The sequence below is a fragment of the Buttiauxella cochleicola genome (genome assembly GCF_021282435.1).
GTDB classification, from domain to species: Bacteria; Pseudomonadota; Gammaproteobacteria; order Enterobacterales; family Enterobacteriaceae; genus Buttiauxella; species Buttiauxella massiliensis.
This window is the reverse complement of sequence record NZ_JAJSOT010000009.1, coordinates 111,090-130,106: the sequence shown is the minus strand read 5'-3', so window position 1 is coordinate 130,106 and position 19,017 is coordinate 111,090. Positions and strand designations below refer to the sequence as shown.

13 protein-coding genes are annotated in these 19,017 nt (G+C 50.9%); 3 read left to right on the top strand and 10 right to left on the bottom strand.

What is annotated here, in order from left to right; all coding sequences use genetic code 11:
- Window positions 1-23 precede the first annotated feature (23 nt).
- From cysH to cysJ, 3 genes are all read right to left on the bottom strand, one after another.
- The gene (gene cysH / locus LVQ77_RS18850; protein ID WP_232905219.1) at window positions 24-755 is read right to left on the bottom strand and encodes a phosphoadenosine phosphosulfate reductase; all 732 of its coding nucleotides are present in this window, start codon (window positions 753-755) and stop codon (window positions 24-26) included.
- A gap of 115 nt (window positions 756-870) precedes the next feature.
- Window positions 871-2,583 carry an assimilatory sulfite reductase (NADPH) hemoprotein subunit gene (cysI, locus tag LVQ77_RS18845; RefSeq protein WP_232905218.1) on the bottom strand — a complete coding sequence of 571 codons (1,713 nt, stop codon included), beginning with the start codon at window positions 2,581-2,583 and terminating at the stop codon, window positions 871-873.
- Window positions 2,583-4,388 (bottom strand): NADPH-dependent assimilatory sulfite reductase flavoprotein subunit, encoded by a 1,806-nt coding sequence (gene cysJ, locus LVQ77_RS18840; protein ID WP_232905217.1) that lies wholly within the window; start codon window positions 4,386-4,388, stop codon window positions 2,583-2,585. Before cysJ ends, cysI begins: the two co-directional genes overlap by 1 nt.
- Before the next feature lie 312 nt (window positions 4,389-4,700).
- On the opposite strand from cysJ, the gene queD reads away from it, so the two are divergent.
- Window positions 4,701-5,063: a 6-carboxytetrahydropterin synthase QueD gene (gene queD / locus LVQ77_RS18835; protein WP_198528572.1), complete on the top strand. Its 363-nt coding sequence runs from the start codon at window positions 4,701-4,703 to the stop codon at window positions 5,061-5,063.
- A gap of 32 nt (window positions 5,064-5,095) precedes the next feature.
- On the opposite strand, the gene queE is transcribed toward queD, so the two are convergent.
- Window positions 5,096-5,767, bottom strand: coding sequence for a 7-carboxy-7-deazaguanine synthase QueE (queE, locus tag LVQ77_RS18830; protein WP_154152755.1), 672 nt, complete (start codon window positions 5,765-5,767; stop codon window positions 5,096-5,098).
- A 300-nt stretch (window positions 5,768-6,067) separates the two neighbouring features.
- On the opposite strand from queE, the gene LVQ77_RS18825 reads away from it, so the two are divergent.
- Window positions 6,068-7,180 carry a M20 family metallopeptidase gene (locus LVQ77_RS18825; RefSeq protein WP_232865732.1) on the top strand — a complete coding sequence of 371 codons (1,113 nt, stop codon included), beginning with the start codon at window positions 6,068-6,070 and terminating at the stop codon, window positions 7,178-7,180.
- A gap of 48 nt (window positions 7,181-7,228) precedes the next feature.
- Here the strand turns inward: LVQ77_RS18825 and adhP are convergent, their stop codons facing one another.
- The 6 genes from adhP to rlmD all read right to left on the bottom strand — a co-directional run bounded on the left by adhP (window position 7,229) and on the right by rlmD (window position 16,123).
- A complete protein-coding gene (gene adhP, locus LVQ77_RS18820) occupies window positions 7,229-8,245 on the bottom strand; it encodes an alcohol dehydrogenase AdhP (RefSeq protein ID WP_034457491.1) in 1,017 nt (338 codons plus the stop codon).
- A gap of 170 nt (window positions 8,246-8,415) precedes the next feature.
- Entirely contained in the window at window positions 8,416-9,720 is a 1,305-nt protein-coding gene (gene eno, locus LVQ77_RS18815) for a phosphopyruvate hydratase (protein WP_034497984.1), read from the bottom strand.
- Window positions 9,721-9,804: 84 nt separating this feature from the next.
- On the bottom strand, window positions 9,805-11,445 hold the full coding sequence (pyrG, locus tag LVQ77_RS18810) for a glutamine hydrolyzing CTP synthase (protein ID WP_151995032.1): 1,641 nt from the start codon (window positions 11,443-11,445) through the stop codon (window positions 9,805-9,807).
- A 225-nt stretch (window positions 11,446-11,670) separates the two neighbouring features.
- Window positions 11,671-12,462, bottom strand: a complete 792-nt coding sequence (gene mazG / locus LVQ77_RS18805) for a nucleoside triphosphate pyrophosphohydrolase (protein WP_232865733.1) — start codon at window positions 12,460-12,462, stop codon at window positions 11,671-11,673.
- A 62-nt stretch (window positions 12,463-12,524) separates the two neighbouring features.
- On the bottom strand, window positions 12,525-14,753 hold the full coding sequence (gene relA, locus LVQ77_RS18800; protein ID WP_154152746.1) for a GTP diphosphokinase: 2,229 nt from the start codon (window positions 14,751-14,753) through the stop codon (window positions 12,525-12,527).
- Between the two features lie 56 nt (window positions 14,754-14,809).
- Window positions 14,810-16,123: a 23S rRNA (uracil(1939)-C(5))-methyltransferase RlmD gene (rlmD, locus tag LVQ77_RS18795; RefSeq protein WP_232905216.1), complete on the bottom strand. Its 1,314-nt coding sequence runs from the start codon at window positions 16,121-16,123 to the stop codon at window positions 14,810-14,812.
- 60 nt (window positions 16,124-16,183) lie between these two features.
- Here rlmD and barA point away from each other — a divergent pair, with 60 nt between their 5' ends.
- A complete protein-coding gene (gene barA, locus LVQ77_RS18790; RefSeq protein WP_232905215.1) occupies window positions 16,184-18,940 on the top strand; it encodes a two-component sensor histidine kinase BarA in 2,757 nt (918 codons plus the stop codon).
- Window positions 18,941-19,017: the final 77 nt, after the last annotated feature.

Sequence of the window (19,017 nt, the reverse complement as noted above, 5' to 3'; positions counted from 1 at the left end):
GGAATTATAGTGCTTTCGGTGTGTTATTCGTGCAAACCGCACTCGCGCTTCAAACCAAAGAAACGTGTCTCTTCTTCTGCCATACCCTCTTCCCACTTACGCGTGGTATGAGTGTCGCCCACGGAAAGGTAGCCCTGATCCCACAGAGGATGGTACTTCAGGCCATTGGCTGTGAGGTATTGGTAAACCTGGCGGTTGTCCCAGTCGATAATTGGTAGAATTTTAAAGACTTCGCGTTGAATCGCCAGCACCAGCAAATTGGCACGGCTGCCAGATTGCTCGCGGCGCAGGCCAGCAAACCAGGTTTGGCCGTCCAGCTCGCGTAGCGCACGGTTCATTGGCTCAACTTTGTTGATGTCATTATATTTCTCAATGCCTTCAACACCCTGCTCCCACAGCTTGCCGTAACGCGCTTCCTGCCACGCCGCACTTTCCTTCGCGCTGAAAACTTTCAGATTGAGCTTCAGCTTGTCGGTCAGCTCATCAATAAACTGGTAGGTTTCCGGGAACAGATAGCCGGTATCGGTAAGAATGACAGGGATATCCGGGAACTGTTGAGTTACCAGATGCAAAGACACCGCAGCCTGAATACCAAAACTTGAGGAGAGCACAAACTCCCCCGGCAGGTTTTCCAGCGACCAGGTGACACGCTGCTGCGCCGTGAGCTTTTCGAGCTGGCTATTGACCTCGCCCAGCGCCATTATGCGCTCGACTTTCGGCAGTTCATTCAACGCTTTTAGATCGAGTACCGACATACGTGCCTCGCTAGTTGCTTGATATCATGGTGGACGGCCCCTTCGGCCTATCCACCCTACAACGGTCTTTCGTAGGTCGGACTAGCGTTAGCACCATCCGACATTAACTGCAACGCTAGTCCCACAGATCCCGGGCCGGGTCCAGCACCGGGCGAACAATCCCGGCACGGATGGTGAAATCACCAAAGCCTTCATCAGCTTCGCGCTCTTTCGACCAACGCCCAACCAGTTCATCAATCGATGCCAGAATTTCTGGCTCAGTGATGTTCTCACGGTACATACGCGGAATACGCGTACCAATACGGTTACCGCCGATGTGCAGGTTGTAGCGCCCTGGTGCTTTGCCCACCAGACCGATTTCAGCCAACAGCGCACGGCCACAGCCGTTCGGGCAGCCGGTAACACGCGTGACGATGTGTTCATCCGGCACGTTGTGTTTCTCCAGCACTTCTTCAACTTTAGTCACAAACTGCGGCAAGAAGCGTTCAGCTTCGGCCATCGCCAGCGGGCAAGTCGGGAAGGAAACGCAGGCCATCGAGTTTTCACGCTGTGGTTTCACCGCGTTCATCAGGCCGCTTTCTTTGGCGATCTTCTCGATCGCTGCTTTTTCGCTTGCTGGCACACCCGCCACGATCAGATTCTGGTTTGCCGTCAGGCGGAAATCGCCTTTATGGATCTTCGCGATCTCCATCAGACCGGTTTTCAGCGGCCTTCCCGGGTAATCCAGAATGCGGCCATTTTCGATAAACAGCGTCAGATGCCATTTGTCGTCGATGCCTTTTACCCAGCCAATACGATCGCCACGCCCGGTAAATTCATACGCGCGAGTCGGCTCGAATGTAATCCCGGCACGGCGTTCAACTTCGGCTTTAAACACGTCAACACCGACGCGCTCCAGCGTATATTTGGTCTTGGCATTTTTACGATCGGTACGGTTGCCCCAGTCGCGTTGCGTGGTGACAACAGCTTCCGCTACCGCCAGAGTGTGTTCCAGCGGAATGTAGCCAAACTCGCTCGCGGTGCGGGCATACGTTGCTTTGTTACCATGTTCGATGGATAAACCACCACCCACCAGCAGGTTAAAGCCCACCAGCTTGCCGTCTTTCGCAATCGCGATGAAGTTCATGTCGTTGGCATGAAGATCGACATCGTTCTGCGGAGGTACCACGACCGTGGTTTTAAACTTACGCGGCAGATAGGTGGAACCGAGGATCGGCTCTTCGTCGGTCGTCGCCACTTTCTCTTGATCCCACCAGATCTCCGCATAAGCGCGAGTGCGTGGCAGCAAATGTTCGGAAAGCTTTTTCGCCCACTCGTACGCTTCCTGGTGCAGTTCAGACTCCACCGGGTTCGACGTACACAGCACGTTGCGGTTCACATCGTTGGCGGTCGCCAGCGCATCCAGCCCAACTTCATGCAGCATTTCGTGTGCCGGTTTCACGTTCTTTTTCAGAATACCGTGGAACTGGAAAGTCTGGCGGTTGGTCAGGCGAATGCTGCCGTAGATGGTTTTGTCTTCGGCAAACTTATCAATCGCACGCCATTGCTCGGTGGTAATAATCCCCCCCGGCAGACGGCAACGCAGCATCATCGCGTGACGCGGCTCGAGCTTTTGCTCAGCACGCTCAGCACGAATATCACGGTCATCTTGCTGATACATACCGTGGAAGCGGATCAACAAGAAGTTGTCGCCTCTGAAGCCGCCGGTCAGGCCGTCCTGCAAATCTTCCTGAATGGTGCCACGCAAATAGTTGCTTTCGCGTTTCAGGCGCTCGGCATCAGACAGTTTGCCTTCGACCACTAATGGTCCTGGGTGTTTTTCGCTCATTAGTAGACATCTCGCTGATAACGGCGCTCAACGCGCAGCTCACTTAAAAATTCATCAGCCGTTTCGGTATCCATACCACCGAACTCAGCTACCACTTCCAGTAACGCCTGCTCAACGTCTTTTGCCATGCGATTCGCATCGCCGCAGACGTAAATGTGGGCGCCTTCATTAATCCAGCTCCACAGTTCCGCGCCTTTTTCGCGCAGTTTATCTTGTACGTATATTTTATGTTCCTGGTCGCGTGACCAGGCGAGATCAATGTTGGTCAACAGGCCATCTTTGACGTAACGCTGCCATTCAACCTGATACAGGAAATCATCAGTAAAGTGCGGGTTGCCGAAGAACAACCAGTTTTTACCGCCCGCACCGTCGTTTTCACGCTGCTGCATGAACGAACGGAACGGGGCAATACCAGTGCCTGGGCCAATCATAATCACCGGGGTTTCCGGGTTAGCTGGCAGGCGGAAGTTATCGTTGTGCTCAATGAACACACGCACTTCGCCATCTTCTTCAAGGCGATCGGCCAGGAAACCAGAAGCTCCTCCGGTGCGAGCACGACCTTCGATGTCATAACGCACTACGCCAACGGTGATGTGCACTTCGTTTTCAGCTTCTGCCTGCGACGATGCAATGGAATACAGGCGCGGCGTCAGTGGACGCAGCAGTTCAACCAACTGCTCAGCCGTTAATTCTGCTGGCGCATAACGCACCATGTCGACAATCGGCGTGTTATGAGCAAAGTGTTGCAGCTTAGCTTTATCACCCGCCAAATCCAGCAGCGCTGCATTGCGGGTAATCTGCGCGTATTTCTCAACAATGTTGGCGGTGTTGATAGTGAGTTCGAAATGCCACTCCAGTGCTTCGCTGAGCGGTAACGTTTTACCGTCGACCGTGACGCTTTCATCGCCTTTCAGCCACAGCAGTTCAACCAGTTCTTTAACCAGTGCAGGATCGTTTTGATACCAGACACCGAGCGCATCACCCGGCTGATAACGCAGGCCTGAATCACCCAAATCGATTTCGAAATGGCGCACATCTTTTTCTGAATCACGGCCAGTGATTTTCTGGTTAACTGCAAGCGTTGCGGTCAGCGGCGCTTCTTTAGTGTATGGGCTTGAGAATACTTCGTTGACCACGCCCGTGGCAGTCACTGCCGCTTGTGCAGGCGTTTCGGCCGGCACACGGGATTTCAGGACATCGACAATTTTTGCACGCCACTCGGCTGCTGCTGGCTGGAACTCCACATCACAATCCACGCGGTCCAACAGGCGCTCACCACCGAGTTCCGCGAGTTTGTTATCAAAGTCTTTACCGGACTGGCAGAAGAATTCGTAAGAGGTATCGCCGAGGCTGAATACCGCAAACGCGGTTCCTGGCAACTTTGGCGCTTTTTTCGAAAACAGGAATTTGTGCAACGCTACGGCTTCTTCAGGGGGTTCCCCTTCACCTTGCGTTGAAGTCACGACAACCAGCAGTTTTTCCTGGGCAATTTGTTTGAATTTATAGTCGCCCGCGTTAACCAGGTTAACGTTCAGTTTTGCTGCCAGTAAATCATCGCGCAATTGCTCACTCACGCGACGCGCGTTACCGGTTTGCGATGCAGAAATCAGCGTAATGACTGGAACTTCTGCCGCAGGTGCCTGAGCCGTGGTAACAGCGCCCGGTTGTTGATTTATCATCCCCCAGAAATAGCCGGATAACCAAGCCAGTTGCGTCTGCGAGAAATCGGTTGTCGCCGCCTGAAGGCGTGCCAATTGCTCCGGGGTTAGCGGCAGCAAAGCGGTCGGTGGGGCCTGAGTTGTCATGCTTGATTGGGTTCCAGTAGCAAAAGGTCCGTTTTCATCATTCAACGGTAAAAAGCATTCATGGTGTAAGGGTAACCATCAGGATAATAACAATTAAAGAAGGGATAGAAATATCAAATAACCAAAATGACTAACCGCTTTTACGGGTAATCCATAACGTTAAAAGTGGTTAGTTAATCCTTTGATTTATATCAACTTAAATTAGTAAACATGACTAAAACAGAGCTTTAACCAATGATGATAGTTTTAGTTAATGCTTAAAATAGTGGATTCCGGTACTATGCGGCGGTTTTTCGTCCTATTGAGATAGTAATAATGACCACCACTCTGTTTAAAGATTTTACCTTCGAAGCCGCTCACCACCTGCCGCATGTGCCTGAAGGCCACAAGTGCGGCCGCCTGCATGGCCACTCCTTTATGGTGCGTCTGGAAATCACTGGCGAGGTTGATCCTTATACCGGCTGGATTATGGATTTTTCTGAGCTGAAGGCGGCATTTAAACCGACTTATGACCGACTGGATCATTACTATCTGAATGATATTCCGGGGCTTGAAAACCCGACCAGCGAAGTGCTGGCGAAATGGATCTGGGATGAAATGAAACCGCTTGTGCCGCTGCTAAGTTCAGTGATGGTAAAAGAAACCTGTACCGCCGGTTGCGTGTATAAAGGTTAAAAGAAAGGCACCGTAAAGGTGCCTTTTTAGTTTTATGCGATATTTAAATATTTATGTGTCTGCATCGAAAGTCGCCAGTTGCGGGCAATGCACGTTTCAATGCACAGGCGTGTCGCGTCTTCTTTCTGGCTGATTGGCTGAAGCGCAATAATCCGTTTTTTATCATCCACCAACGTCGCCAGCAGTTCGTCCAGCGCTTCAATATCACGCATACGCCCAACCGGGTGCTTAATTTCGTCCGCACGCTCTAACGCCTGAGACAGCACATCATATCCCCCGCGCATATTCACTTTTGGTGAAACAGTAACCCAGGTTCCGGCAGTACAACGCACTTCGTGCGTGCCGCTGGTTTCAATCTGGCAGCTATAGCCGTGGTGCTCAAAGAGCGAGGTCAGTGGCGTGAGATCGTGAATACAAGGTTCGCCACCAGTAATCACTACATGGCGGGCTGTGTAGTCCTGGCGCTGGAAAATTGCCAGCAGATCTTCGGCACTGGCATTGCCCCATTTATCGCTTTCTTTGGTTTTAGCCAGAATGCTGAACAGAGAGACTTCACGATCCGCGAGTTTATCCCAGGTGTGTTTGGTATCGCACCACGCGCAGCCCACTGGGCAGCCTTGTAGGCGAATAAAAATGGCGGGCACACCAGTAAAATAGCCCTCCCCTTGCAGGGTCTGGAACATCTCGTTAATCGGATACTGCATAGTCTTCTCAGATAATAGGTATAAAGAGTAATTATCGCAGAAGTGACGGCTGAGATCATGCGTAACGCGGCTGCGGCGGCATATGTTCCAGAATCAATGTTAAAAAAACACCTGATAACGCATATAAAACATGGTTATCATCACAACAATTCCCCTTGATCTACCTCTATGCCACGCGGCTTGATCATCGTCATGTTCCCATTCACCAGACACTTTTAGCATCGCTCCAGCCATTTTTCTGATGGGCTCACAGGTGCAGGATGCCTGGCGCCACGTTAACTATGATTCTGGAGTACCCCCATGGATTTAAAACAGTATCTTCATGAACTAAAAAAAGTAGTCAACATCGACTGTGGAACAGCAACTATTGATGGCGTAGAGGAAGTCAGCAGAATTATTCAGCACTGGTATCAGGACGAAAACTGGCAATGCGACCGAGTCTCACTCGGTGAAAAAGTTGGGCCAGGATTGTTTGCAACCAACAAACCCAATGCTGATCGGTATGACGTGCTGCTCGTCGGGCATATGGATACCGTGTTCCCAGTCGGAACTGTAGCTGAGCGCCCTTTCCGCATTGAAGGAAACCGTGCATATGGCCCTGGCGTATCCGATATGAAAAGCGGGCTGCTGAATATTCTCTGGGCGTTGCGCGAAATGGATAAGGCGACTCTGGAGCGGTTATCCATTGGCGTGGCAATGAACCCGGATGAAGAAACCGGCTCCGCTCACTCCCACCACTGGATTGGTGAACTGGCAAAACGTAGCCGTTATGTATTGGTGTGTGAAGCCGCCAGGGCTGATGGTTCGCTGGTGAAAGCACGCAAAGGCATTGCAGGTTATAAACTCACATTTAAGGGTGTGGCGTCACATGCGGGCAATGATCCGGAGTCTGGTCGCTCTGCTATAAAAGCGCTGGCGCGCGCCGTTCTGGAAATCAGTGACCTGGCAGATATATCCAAGGGCACCACTATCAATGTCGGTGTGATTTCTGGCGGTGTCGTGGCGAATATCGTACCGGAACACGCGGAGATGATTGTCGATGTCCGCTTCCAGGACAACGATGAATATGCGCGAGTCCATGCTGCAATCCAGGCTTATAGCCAGCGGGAATTCGAGCGCGATGTGAAAACCGCTGTTAAACAGCAAGCGCATAAACCAGCCATGTCACCAACAGCAGATACTGAAAAGTTAATGCAAGTTGTTGAACAGGCCGGTGTTGCCGAAGGCATCGACGTACGCTGGAAGTCTGTGGGTGGTGGTTCAGATGCTAACCATACAGCCGCATTAGGTGTCCCGTCGCTTGATGGGTTTGGCCCGATCGGCGCAGGTTTCCACAGTGCGTCAGAGTATCTGGAGATAGACAGCATCGAGCCGAGAATTCGGCTGCTTAAACGCGTGATTCAGTCGCTATAAAATCAAATGGCCGGGAAACCCGGCCATATTAAATTTTCCCGGCAACGCTTACTTCTTCGTTTTAAAATCAATCACCATGCGGCCTTTGATTTTACCCTCTTCCATTTCCTTGAAGATCGCATTGATATCTTCAAGTGGGCGCATCGTCACTTTCGGCACAACTTTGCCTTCGGCAGCAAACTGGAAGGCTTCGGCCAGATCCATGCGAGTTCCAACTAATGAACCAACAACTTCGATGCCATCAAGCACCAGACGCGGAATGTTGAGACTCATGGACTCTGAAGGCAGCCCAACAGCAACAATGCGAGCACCGGCACGAACCGCATCTACCGCCGAGTTGAACGCCGCTTTTGCGACAGCGGTGACCACAGCCGCATGTGCGCCACCTACTTTTTCCTGAATAACTTTTGCCGCATCTTCATTGCGCGAATTGATGACTAAATCAGCCCCGCATTCTTTGGCAAAATCGAGTTGTGCATCATTCACGTCGATAGCGATAACTTTGGCATTAAACACATTCTTTGCGTATTGCAGTGCGAGGTTACCAAGACCACCTAAGCCGTAAATCGCAATCCACTGCCCTGGTTGGATATGCGAAACTTTCACCGCTTTGTAAGTTGTCACACCCGCACAAGTCACGCTGCTGGCTGCGGCAGATTCGAGGCCGTCGGGTACTTTTACCGCATAGTCAGCAACAACGATGCACTCTTCGGCCATTCCACCATCTGCTGTATACCCTGCGTTTGTTACGCTACGACACAGCGTTTCGTTACCAGTATTACAATATTCGCAATTTCCGCATCCACGGAAGAACCAGGCGACACTAGCACGGTCCCCCACTTTCAGCGAAGTAACACCTGGGCCGATAGATTTCACTACCCCGATACCTTCGTGACCCAGCGTAATGCCAGTCACATCACCAAAGTCTCCATTTTTCACATGCAAATCGGTGTGACAAACACCGCAACACTCCATCGTCAGTAATGCCTCGCCGTACTCAAGTGGGCGAACGGGCTTATCTATGATGCCGACAGAGTGGTCTTTGTTAACAACTGCAGCTTTCATGGCGGTCTCCTGACCTGTGAGTGAAATAACTCACTAATCCTGGTCGAGAGCACAGGCAACCGCAAACTGCATTCCCGGTTTATGCGAGGGTGACTCAGGTTTGGCGAAAAAAGGGCACAAAAAAACCCGCCAAAGCGGGTTTTTTAATCAGAATTTAAAGCAGTAACGAATTACTGACCTTTAACTTCTTTCAGACCGTTGAACGGAGCTGGTGTGCCCGCTGCAGCCAAAGCTTCTTCGATACGAATCAGCTGGTTGTACTTAGCAACACGGTCAGAACGGCTCATAGAACCAGTTTTGATCTGGCCTGCAGCAGTACCAACAGCCAGGTCAGCGATGGTAGCGTCTTCAGTTTCGCCTGAACGGTGAGAGATAACTGCAGTGTAGCCAGCATCTTTCGCCATTTTGATCGCAGCCAGAGTTTCGGTCAGAGAACCGATCTGGTTGAATTTGATCAGAATGGAGTTAGCGATACCGTTGTCGATACCTCTTTTCAGGATTTTGGTGTTAGTAACGAACAGGTCGTCACCAACCAGCTGAAGTTTGTCGCCCATAACTTTAGTCTGGTATGCGAAACCATCCCAATCAGACTCGTCCAGACCGTCTTCGATAGAAACGATTGGGTACTGTTTGGTCAGGTCTTCCAGGAAGTGGGTGAATTCTTCAGAGGTGAAAGCTTTGTTGCCTTCGCCAGCCAGAACGTATTTACCGTCTTTGTAGAATTCAGAAGCAGCACAGTCCATAGCCAGAGTAACGTCTTTACCCAGCTCGTAGCCTGCAGCTTTAACCGCTTCAGCGATTACAGCCAATGCTTCAGCGTTGGAACCCAGGTTTGGCGCATAGCCACCCTCGTCACCAACAGCAGTACCCATACCTTTAGATTTCAGAACTTTAGCCAGGGTGTGGAACACTTCAGAACCCATACGGATGGCTTCTTTCAGAGTTTTAGCACCAACTGGTTGAATCATGAATTCCTGGATATCAACGTTGTTGTCTGCGTGCTCGCCACCGTTGATGATGTTCATCATTGGCAGAGGCATAGAGAATTTGCCTGGGGTGCCGTTCAGTTCAGCGATGTGTGCATACAGCGGCAGGCCTTTAGAGGCAGCAGCAGCTTTAGCAGCAGCAAGGGAAACAGCCAGGATTGCGTTAGCGCCGAAGTTGGATTTGTTTTCGGTACCGTCCAGGTCGATCATGATCTTATCGATGTTAGCCTGGTCTTTCGCATCTTTACCAATTACAGCCGCAGCGATCGGGCCGTTAACTGCAGCAACGGCTTTCAGAACGCCTTTGCCCAGGAAGCGAGATTTGTCGCCATCGCGCAGTTCCAGCGCTTCGCGGGAACCAGTTGAAGCACCTGATGGTGCAGCAGCCATACCTACGAAACCGCCTTCCAGATGAACTTCAGCTTCAACAGTCGGGTTACCACGGGAGTCGATGATTTCACGACCGATGACTTTAACGATTTTGGACATTAGATTTTCCTCAGTACAAGTTAAACTAAAACTCCAGACAAACAACGCGCGAAACATTCGCGCGTTGTCGTTCTAACTTTCTGCTTACTTCGCCTGACGCTTCTGGTACTCACCGGCAGCTTTCACAAAGCCTGCGAACAGTGGGTGCCCATCACGCGGAGTAGAAGTAAATTCCGGGTGGAACTGGCAAGCAACAAACCAAGGATGATTTGGCACTTCGATGATTTCTACCAGTTGGTCATCACCGGAACGGCCCGCAACGCGCAGACCTGCTGTTTCAATTTGCTTCAACAACATGTTGTTGACTTCATAACGATGGCGATGGCGCTCAGTAATTGTCGGCTCACCGTACATCTGGCGCACCAGACTACCATCGGTCAACTGACACTGCTGACCACCAAGACGCATGGTGCCGCCTAAGTCGCTCTTTTCAGTACGAACTTCAACGTTACCTTCTTCGTCACGCCACTCGGTGATTAAGGCGACCACCGGGTATTTACAGTCTGGCACAAATTCAGTTGAGTTGGCGTTAGCCATGCCTGCAACGTTCCGTGCGAACTCAATCAGCGCAACCTGCATACCTAAGCAAATGCCCAGATATGGAATGTTCTGCTCACGAGCATAGCGCGCGGTGGCGATTTTGCCTTCCACACCACGGTAACCGAAACCGCCAGGGATAAGGATAGCATCCAATCCCTTCAGCATTTCTTCAGCACCGCGAGTTTCAACATCCTGCGAGTCAATCAGCTTGATGTTAACGGTAAGACGGTTTTTCAAACCACCGTGTTTCAACGCTTCAATCACAGATTTGTAGGCATCTGGCAGTTCAATGTACTTGCCGACCATACCAATCGTGACTTCGCTTGTCGGATTCGCTTCTTCATAAATAACTTGTTCCCATTCGGACAAGTTAGCTTCAGGAACGTTCAAGCTGAATCGTTTACAAATATAATCGTCCAGCCCCTGTGATTTCAACAGGCCTGGAATTTTATAGATGGAATCAACATCTTTTAGAGAAATAACCGCTTTCTCCGGCACGTTACAGAACAATGCAATTTTTGCACGTTCGTTAGCCGGAACGACGCGGTCTGAGCGGCAAATCAGCACATCAGGCTGAATACCGATAGAAAGCAGCTCTTTAACGGAGTGTTGAGTCGGTTTGGTTTTCACTTCACCGGCAGCAGCCATGTATGGCACCAAAGTCAGGTGCATATACAGCGTGTGCTCACGACCCACTTCTACGGCCATCTGGCGAATCGCTTCGAGGAACGGCAGGGATTCGATATCACCTACAGTACCGCCGATTTCAACCAGCACGACATCGTAGCCTTCGCCACCTTCAAGGATGCGTTCTTTGATTGCGTTCGTGATGTGTGGAATAACCTGGACTGTCGCGCCCAGATAGTCGCCACGGCGTTCTTTACGCAGAACATCTGAGTAGATACGGCCAGTGGTGAAGTTGTTACGACGCGTCATTTTGTTGCGAATGAAACGCTCGTAGTGACCTAAATCCAGGTCGGTTTCAGCGCCGTCTTCTGTAACGAACACTTCCCCATGTTGAATAGGGCTCATGGTACCCGGATCGACGTTGATATACGGATCGAGTTTCATGATGGATACGTTGAGGCCACGGGCTTCGAGAATAGCTGCGAGGGAGGCTGCGGCAATGCCTTTACCCAGAGAGGAAACGACCCCGCCGGTCACAAAAATATAGTTCGTTGTCATGCTGAACCTGAGAAGTTAGGTTTAAAGACGATGGGAGTACCAGGACGGGAAAGTAGTATACCCGAACAGTATCGGCGCCACAAACTTTCATTCTGTCTGCTAAGCCCTGACCTCGCACTTTGTCAGGGCACTGAAAATAGCCCGTCTGGTAGAAATGTTTTTGACTCAAATCAAGAGCTTGTTAAATCGAAATGGCCATAAAATGCGCTTGACCACAAAAACGTGTTAGATATCAGTTTCCTGGCGTTTAACTTCTTGCCAGACTTCTTCCATGATTTCCAGGTCAACTCCGGTCATTGTCAGGCCTCTGGCGGCAATAATCTCTTCTACCTGACGGAAACGGCGCTCGAATTTAAGGTTGGCTTTTTGCAAAGCGGTCTCAGCTTTGGTGCCTAAATGGCGTGCAAGATTGACGGTCGCGAACAATAAATCACCGACTTCTTCTTCCAGTTTGGCTTCATCAACGACGACCTGTTTGGCTTCAAACATCACTTCGTCTATCTCTTCATAGACTTTGTCTAATACCGGGCCAAGCGTGGTCCAGTCGAAACCAACCGTTGAACAACGCTTCTGGATTTTATGTGCGCGCATTAACGCAGGCAGAGCGTGAGGGATATCATCGAGTGCAGAATGTTGCGCTTTTTCAGCACGCTCATCGCTCTTGATTTGTTCCCAGCGCTCCAGCACTTCGGTGCTGTTTCCTGCGGTGCCGTCAGCAAAGATATGCGGATGACGACGCTCGAGTTTGTCGCTGATGGCTGCACAGATGTCGTCGAAATTAAAGCGCCCTTCTTCCTGGGCCATTTGTGCGTAAAACACCACCTGGAACAGTAAGTCGCCAAGTTCACCACGAAGATCATCAAAATCTTCGCGGTTGATGGCATCGAGCACTTCATAAGTTTCTTCAAGCGTATAGGGCGCGATAGTCGCGAAAGTTTGCTCTTTGTCCCACGGACAGCCGGTTTCCGGGTCGCGCAAGCGCTTCATAATGCCCAGAAGGCGATCGATTTGGTTCATTTCAATTCCTTGCAATACAAAATTTAAAGGCGGGATTGCTCCCGCCCTTTTGTCACAAACGTCTAACCGTGCAATCGCTTCGCATCGATAATATCCGGCACCTGGTTCAATTTACCTAGCACACGGCCCAGCACTTGTAGGTTGTAGATTTCAATATTCATGTCGATAGTCGCCAGTTGCTGTTTAGTATCGCTGCGGCTCGCAACCCCTAAAACATTCACCTTTTCATTCGCCAGAATCGTGGTGATGTCGCGTAGCAATCCGCTGCGATCGTTGGCGGTAACGCGCACCACGAGCGAATAACCGCTGGAGTAGCTTTCGCCCCACACTGCATCCACAATGCGTTCTGGCGCGTGGGATTGCAGCTCCGCAAGCTGGTCGCAGTCTGCGCGGTGAATCGAAATACCGCGGCCTTGGGTGATAAAACCGACGATTTCATCGCCTGGAATCGGCTGGCAGCAACGCGCGATGTGGTGCATCAAATTGCCCACACCTTCTACAACGACGCGGCCATTATCTTTGCTGCGCGATTGCGGCGTGTGCGTTTTCTGCTTCAGTTGGCGAAGCGCTTGTTCATCCTGCTCAGCTGCGGTTGGCTTATTAAACTGCGCTTGCAGGTAGTTACTCATCTGATTAAGACGAATATCACCGCCACCAATTGCCGCCAGTAACTCTTCGATATCGTTGAAGTTATAACGTGGCAGTAATGATTTCTCGGCCTCTTTCAGGCTGATACCAAGATGTTCAATTTCATCATCAAGGATCTGCCGCCCGGCCAGGATGTTTTTATCGCGATCCTGTTTACGGAACCAGTTGTGGATTTTCGCCCGCCCGCGGCTGGTGGTGATGTAGCCCAGGTTTGGGTTCAACCAGTCACGGCTCGGGTTCGGCTGCTTCTGGGTGATAACTTCAATTTGATCGCCCATCTGCAACTGGTAGGTAAATGGCACAATGCGCCCACCGATTTTGGCACCGATACAGCGATGCCCGACATCGCTGTGGATGTGGTAAGCAAAATCGAGCGGCGTGGAGCCTGCCGGTAAATCCACCACATCACCTTTTGGCGTAAACACATACACACGGTCATCGAACACCTGGCTGCGCACTTCATCCAGCAGTTCACCGGAATCAGCCATCTCTTCTTGCCAGGCGATTAGTTTACGCAGCCACGCAATGCGATCTTCGTGGCCGGAACTGCCGCTCTTGGCATTACCCTCTTTGTATTTCCAGTGGGCAGCAACGCCCAGCTCCGAATCTTCATGCATCTGCTTGGTTCGGATTTGGATTTCAATAGTCTTGCCGTTTGGCCCCAACACCACCGTATGAATCGACTGGTAACCGTTAGGTTTCGGGTTGGCGACATAGTCATCGAACTCGTCAGGCATATGGCGATAATGGGTATGCACAATACCGAGTGCTGCGTAGCAATCCTGCAAACGTTCAGCCACCACGCGCACGGCACGCACATCGAACAGCTCATCAAAGGCGAGGGATTTCTTCTGCATCTTGCGCCAGATACTGTAGATGTGTTTAGGGCGGCCATACACTTCAGCCTTAACACCCTCTTCTTTCATCGCTTTGCGCAGTGCGCTGACAAAATCGTCGATGTAATGCTCACGGTCGATACGACGCTCATGCAGCAATTTCGCGATTCGTTTGTATTCATCAGGATGAAGGTAGCGGAAGCAGTAGTCTTCCAGCTCCCATTTGAGTTGGCCAATGCCGAGACGGTTAGCGAGCGGAGCATAAATATTGGTGCACTCTTTTGCCGCCAGAACACGTTCATCTTCCGGAGCGTCTTTGACTTCGCGCAAATGAGCAATTCGCTCTGCCAGTTTGATAACCACGCAGCGGAAATCATCCACCATTGCCAATAGCATGCGACGAACGTTATCGACCTGCTCAGCAGAAACGGAATCCGTATGAGCGGCTTTTAGCTGGCGAATCGCAGCCATATCGCGCACGCCGTGAATCAGCGTCACAACCTGGTTATCAATGCTTTCGCGCATCACTTCTTCGGTGACCACACCCGCATCGGCAAGAGGGAACAACAGCGCGGCTCGCAGCGTGTCATTGTCCATGCTCAGCATCGACAGGATTTCCACCATCTCGACGCCGCGCCACAACAGCAATTCTGCGTCAGGATGGCCTTTGGTCTGTTGCTCGCAATACCGCCAGGTTTCGGCTAAGCGTTCACATGACTGCTGGTTGGTGATCCCGAGGCTCGCAATCCATCTATCGGGCGCAAATTCGCCAGCTTTATTGAGATGTGCACTTCTTACCGCAACCATTGTCCGTCCTCTTCGGTGGGGTACTAAAATCAAGTCGCTCGACTTGATTTAACCACTTAATTTCGCTCAAACAGCGCCATCGACTCCAGGTGCCCCGTGTGCGGGAACATATCCAGCATGGCGAGTTGGCGCAGTTGGTAACCTGCTTCCAGCAATGCCTCGCTATCACGAGCAAGTGTCGTCGGATTACATGAAACATAGACCACTCGGCGTGGTGCGAGTGCAATCACATGTTGCATGACACCGGGTGCCCCCGCTCGTGCAGGGTCGAGCAATATTTTGTCAAACCCTTGGGCAGCCCAGGGTTGACGAGTCACATCATCCTCAAGATTTTCATGGAAGAATGTGACATTTTTCAGTGAATTACATTGTGCATTATATTCACCTTTCGCGACCAGCGCAGCAACGCCTTCCACCCCGACGACACTTCCGGCACGCATTGCGAGTGGGAGCGTAAAATTTCCCATTCCGCAGAACAAATCCAGTACGCGGTCAGTTGGCTGAACATCCAACCACTCGATAGCTCGGGCGACCATCTGTTGGTTCACGCCATCATTCACCTGAATGAAATCCCGTGGGCTGAACGTTAAGCTTAGCCCGTCTGAATGATAGCAAGGTTCGTCATTACCCAAGGCCGTAAGTGTCTCACTGTCCGGCGCTAAATACAGCGTGACGCCATGAGAATGCGAAAAGCGTTCCAGTTTTTGTCGGTCATCATCATGGAGTGCATCTAAATGGCGCAGCACCATGAGCGGGCCATTATCTGCATGGACCAATTCAACATGCCCTAAACGCCTGACCGCTTTTAATTCTGACAAACATTGGCGCAATGGTTCCAGTAACGCTTCAAGTTGGGGCGCCAGAACCGGGCAATGGTGAATATTCACCAGTTCGCTGTCCTGAGATTTGCGAAACCCCATTTGTAAGGTCTGTGTTTTAGGCTGGTAATTCAACCCTAACCGCGCACGGCGGCGATAACCCCATGGTGTTCCAGAAATAATTTCGTTCACCACTGCCGGGTTTTCACGCGCGCCCATCATGCGGGCGAGCGCCCTTGATTTCGCTTGCTGTTGCAGTTCGATGCTGGCGTGCTGCTGCTGGCAGCCACCACAGACACCAAAATGCGGGCAACGCGGTGTCACACGTTGCGGGCTATCATTTAAACGCCGCTTAACTTTAGCCTGAGCAAAGTTACGTTTATCTTCAGTAATGGTAATTTCGACTTGTTCACCAGGCAGCGCGCCCTGGATAAAAAGCGCCTTACCGTTGTGGCGTGCGACGCCCTGGCCAAATGGGTCAAGGTCATTAACCGTCACGGTTATGATCTGACGAGTCGTAACCCGTCGCTTTGCAGAGTAGAATTGCGCCATGAGCCTGAGTGCTCTCTTAAAATATTAACTATTGCTTCAATTGTCCCATATCGGAACCCCATGACCAACTACAGCCTGCGCGCACGCATGATGATCCTGATTCTGGCGCCGACATTAATGATCGGTTTATTGCTCAGCATCTTTTTTGTCGTCCATCGATACAACGACTTGCAGCGTCAGCTTGAAGACTCTGGCGCCAACATTATCGAGCCGCTGGCGGTCGCGAGTGAATATGGCATGAGCTTTCACAGCCGAGAGTCGATTCGTCAGTTGGTCAGCGTGTTGCACCGCCGTCATTCCGATATCGTGCGAGCAATTTCAGTGTTCGACGAAAACAACAAACTGTTTGTTACCTCTAATTATCAGCTAAATGCTGCTTCACTGAAGCTACCGAATAATGAAAAACCGCCGCATAGTTTAAGCATCTCGCGGCACGGCGATTCGATTATTCTGCGAACCCCGATTATTTCTGAGAGCTACTCCCCGGACGAATCCGAGGTAACCGATGCCAAACCTGCAGGTAACACGCTCGGTTATGTCGCCATCGAGCTCGATCTCAAATCCGTGCGTTTACAGCAATATCGGGAAATTTTTATCTCGACGTTGATGATGTTGTTCTGCGTCGGTATTGCGATGCTGTTTGCCTACCGTCTGATGCGCGATGTCACCGGGCCAATTCGTAATATGGTGAATACCGTCGACAGGATAAGACGCGGGCAGCTCGATAGTCGTGTCGAAGGTTTCATGCTCGGCGAATTAGATATGCTCAAAAATGGCATCAATTCGATGGCAATGTCGCTCACCGCTTATCACGAAGAGATGCAGCACAATATTGACCAGGCCACTTCCGATCTGCGTGAAACACTCGAACAGATGGAGATCCAAAACGTGGAGCTGGATCTGGCGAAGAAACGCGCTCAGGAAGCGGCGCGTATTAAGTCTGAATTCCTTGCCAATATGTCTCACGAATTACGCACGCCGCTTAATGGCGTGATTGGTTTTACCCGTTTGACGCTGAAAACGGATTTGAATGCCACTCAGCGCGATCACCTGCATACCATTGAACGTTCAGCTAATAACCTGCTGACAATCATTAATGACGTGCTCGATTTCTCGAAACTGGAAGCGGGCAAACTGATCCTTGAAAGCATTCCTTTCCCGCTGCGTAATGCGCTCGATGAAGTCGTCACTCTGCTTGCCCATTCGGCTCATGATAAAGGGCTGGAGCTAACGCTTAATATCAAAAATGATGTCCCGGATAACGTCATTGGAGACCCACTGCGCTTGCAGCAGGTGGTGACGAATCTGGTAGGCAACGCGATTAAGTTTACCGAAAGCGGCAATATCGACCTGGTGGTCGAAAAGCGCTCCCAGGGCAATAACAAAGTACAAGTTGAAATGCGAATTCACGATACCGGCATCGGTATTCCCGAGCAGGAACAATCGCGTTTATTCCAGGCGTTTCGTCAGGCTGATGCCAGCATTTCACGTCGTCACGGCGGCACCGGCCTGGGCCTGGTTATTACCCAGAAACTGGTTACCGAAATGGGAGGGGATATTTCCTTCCACAGCCAACCAAATCAGGGTTCAACCTTCTGGTTCTATATCAACCTGGATTTGAATTCCAATGCAGTTCTGGATGGTTATTCAACCGAAAACCTGGCTGGGAAACGCATTGCCTATGTGGAACAAAATGCCACTGCGGCACAAAGCACGCTCAATATTCTGGCGAATACTCCGCTCGAAGTTGTCTACAGCCCGGCGTTTTCGACTCTTGCCGAAGGTCACTACGATATTATGCTGCTCGGTATTCCGGTTACGTTCCACGACACGTTAACCATGCTAAATCCGAAGCTTGCAAAAGCGGCCTCCATGACTGACTGCCTGATTTTCGCATTACCAAGTCATGCACAAGTTGATGCGGAGGCGCTTAAAAAACAAGGGGTGACGGCGTGCCTGCTGAAACCTATTACCTCGACCCGACTGTTGCCGCTACTCGCTGAACACACTTTTGATGCAAACTCCACTGTGGTTGAAAGTATTGAAAACAAGAAACTCCCACTTACGGTTATGGCGGTTGACGATAACCCTGCCAACCTGAAACTGATTGGCGCATTGCTTGAAGATCATGTGCAGAATGTCGAACTGTGTGGCAGCGGTGTGCAGGCCATCGAGCGTGCAAAACAGATGCAGATAGACATTATCCTGATGGACATTCAGATGCCGGAAATGGATGGGATACGCGCCTGTGAGTTAATTCGCCAGATGCCACACCACCAGCAGACGCCGGTAATTGCGGTGACAGCACACGCCATGGCGGGGCAAAAAGAGAAGCTGCTAAGCGCCGGGATGAATGACTACCTTGCCAAACCAATTGAAGAGAAAAAACTTTATAGTTTGCTGATGCGTTATCAGCCCGGGGCAATCACCGCCCCTGCGCTGGTTGCAAACGTAGATACTACACCGCAAATCAGCAATCCAAATCAGACGCTAGATTGGGCACTGGCGCTGCAACAGGCCGCTAACAAGCCGGATCTGGCACGCGATATGCTGCAAATGCTGTTGGCATTCTTGCCCGAAGTGCGCAACAAAGTTGAAGAGCAATTGGTGGGAGAAAATCCGGAACAACTGGTCGAAATCATTCATAAACTTCACGGCAGTTGTAGCTACAGCGGCGTGCCACGGCTGAAAAACTTGTGTCGAACAATTGAGCATGAGCTGCGTAGCGGCGTGAAACCAGAAGATCTTGAGCCTGAACTCTTTGAACTTCTTGATGAAATGAACAATGTCGCCAAAGAAGCACAGCGGATGCTTTAATAAATATCGTGTTGATGTCGGATAGCTTTTGCGCTAATCCGACCTACGCGGTTTCAGAAGGTTTTGTTTTTGTTGGT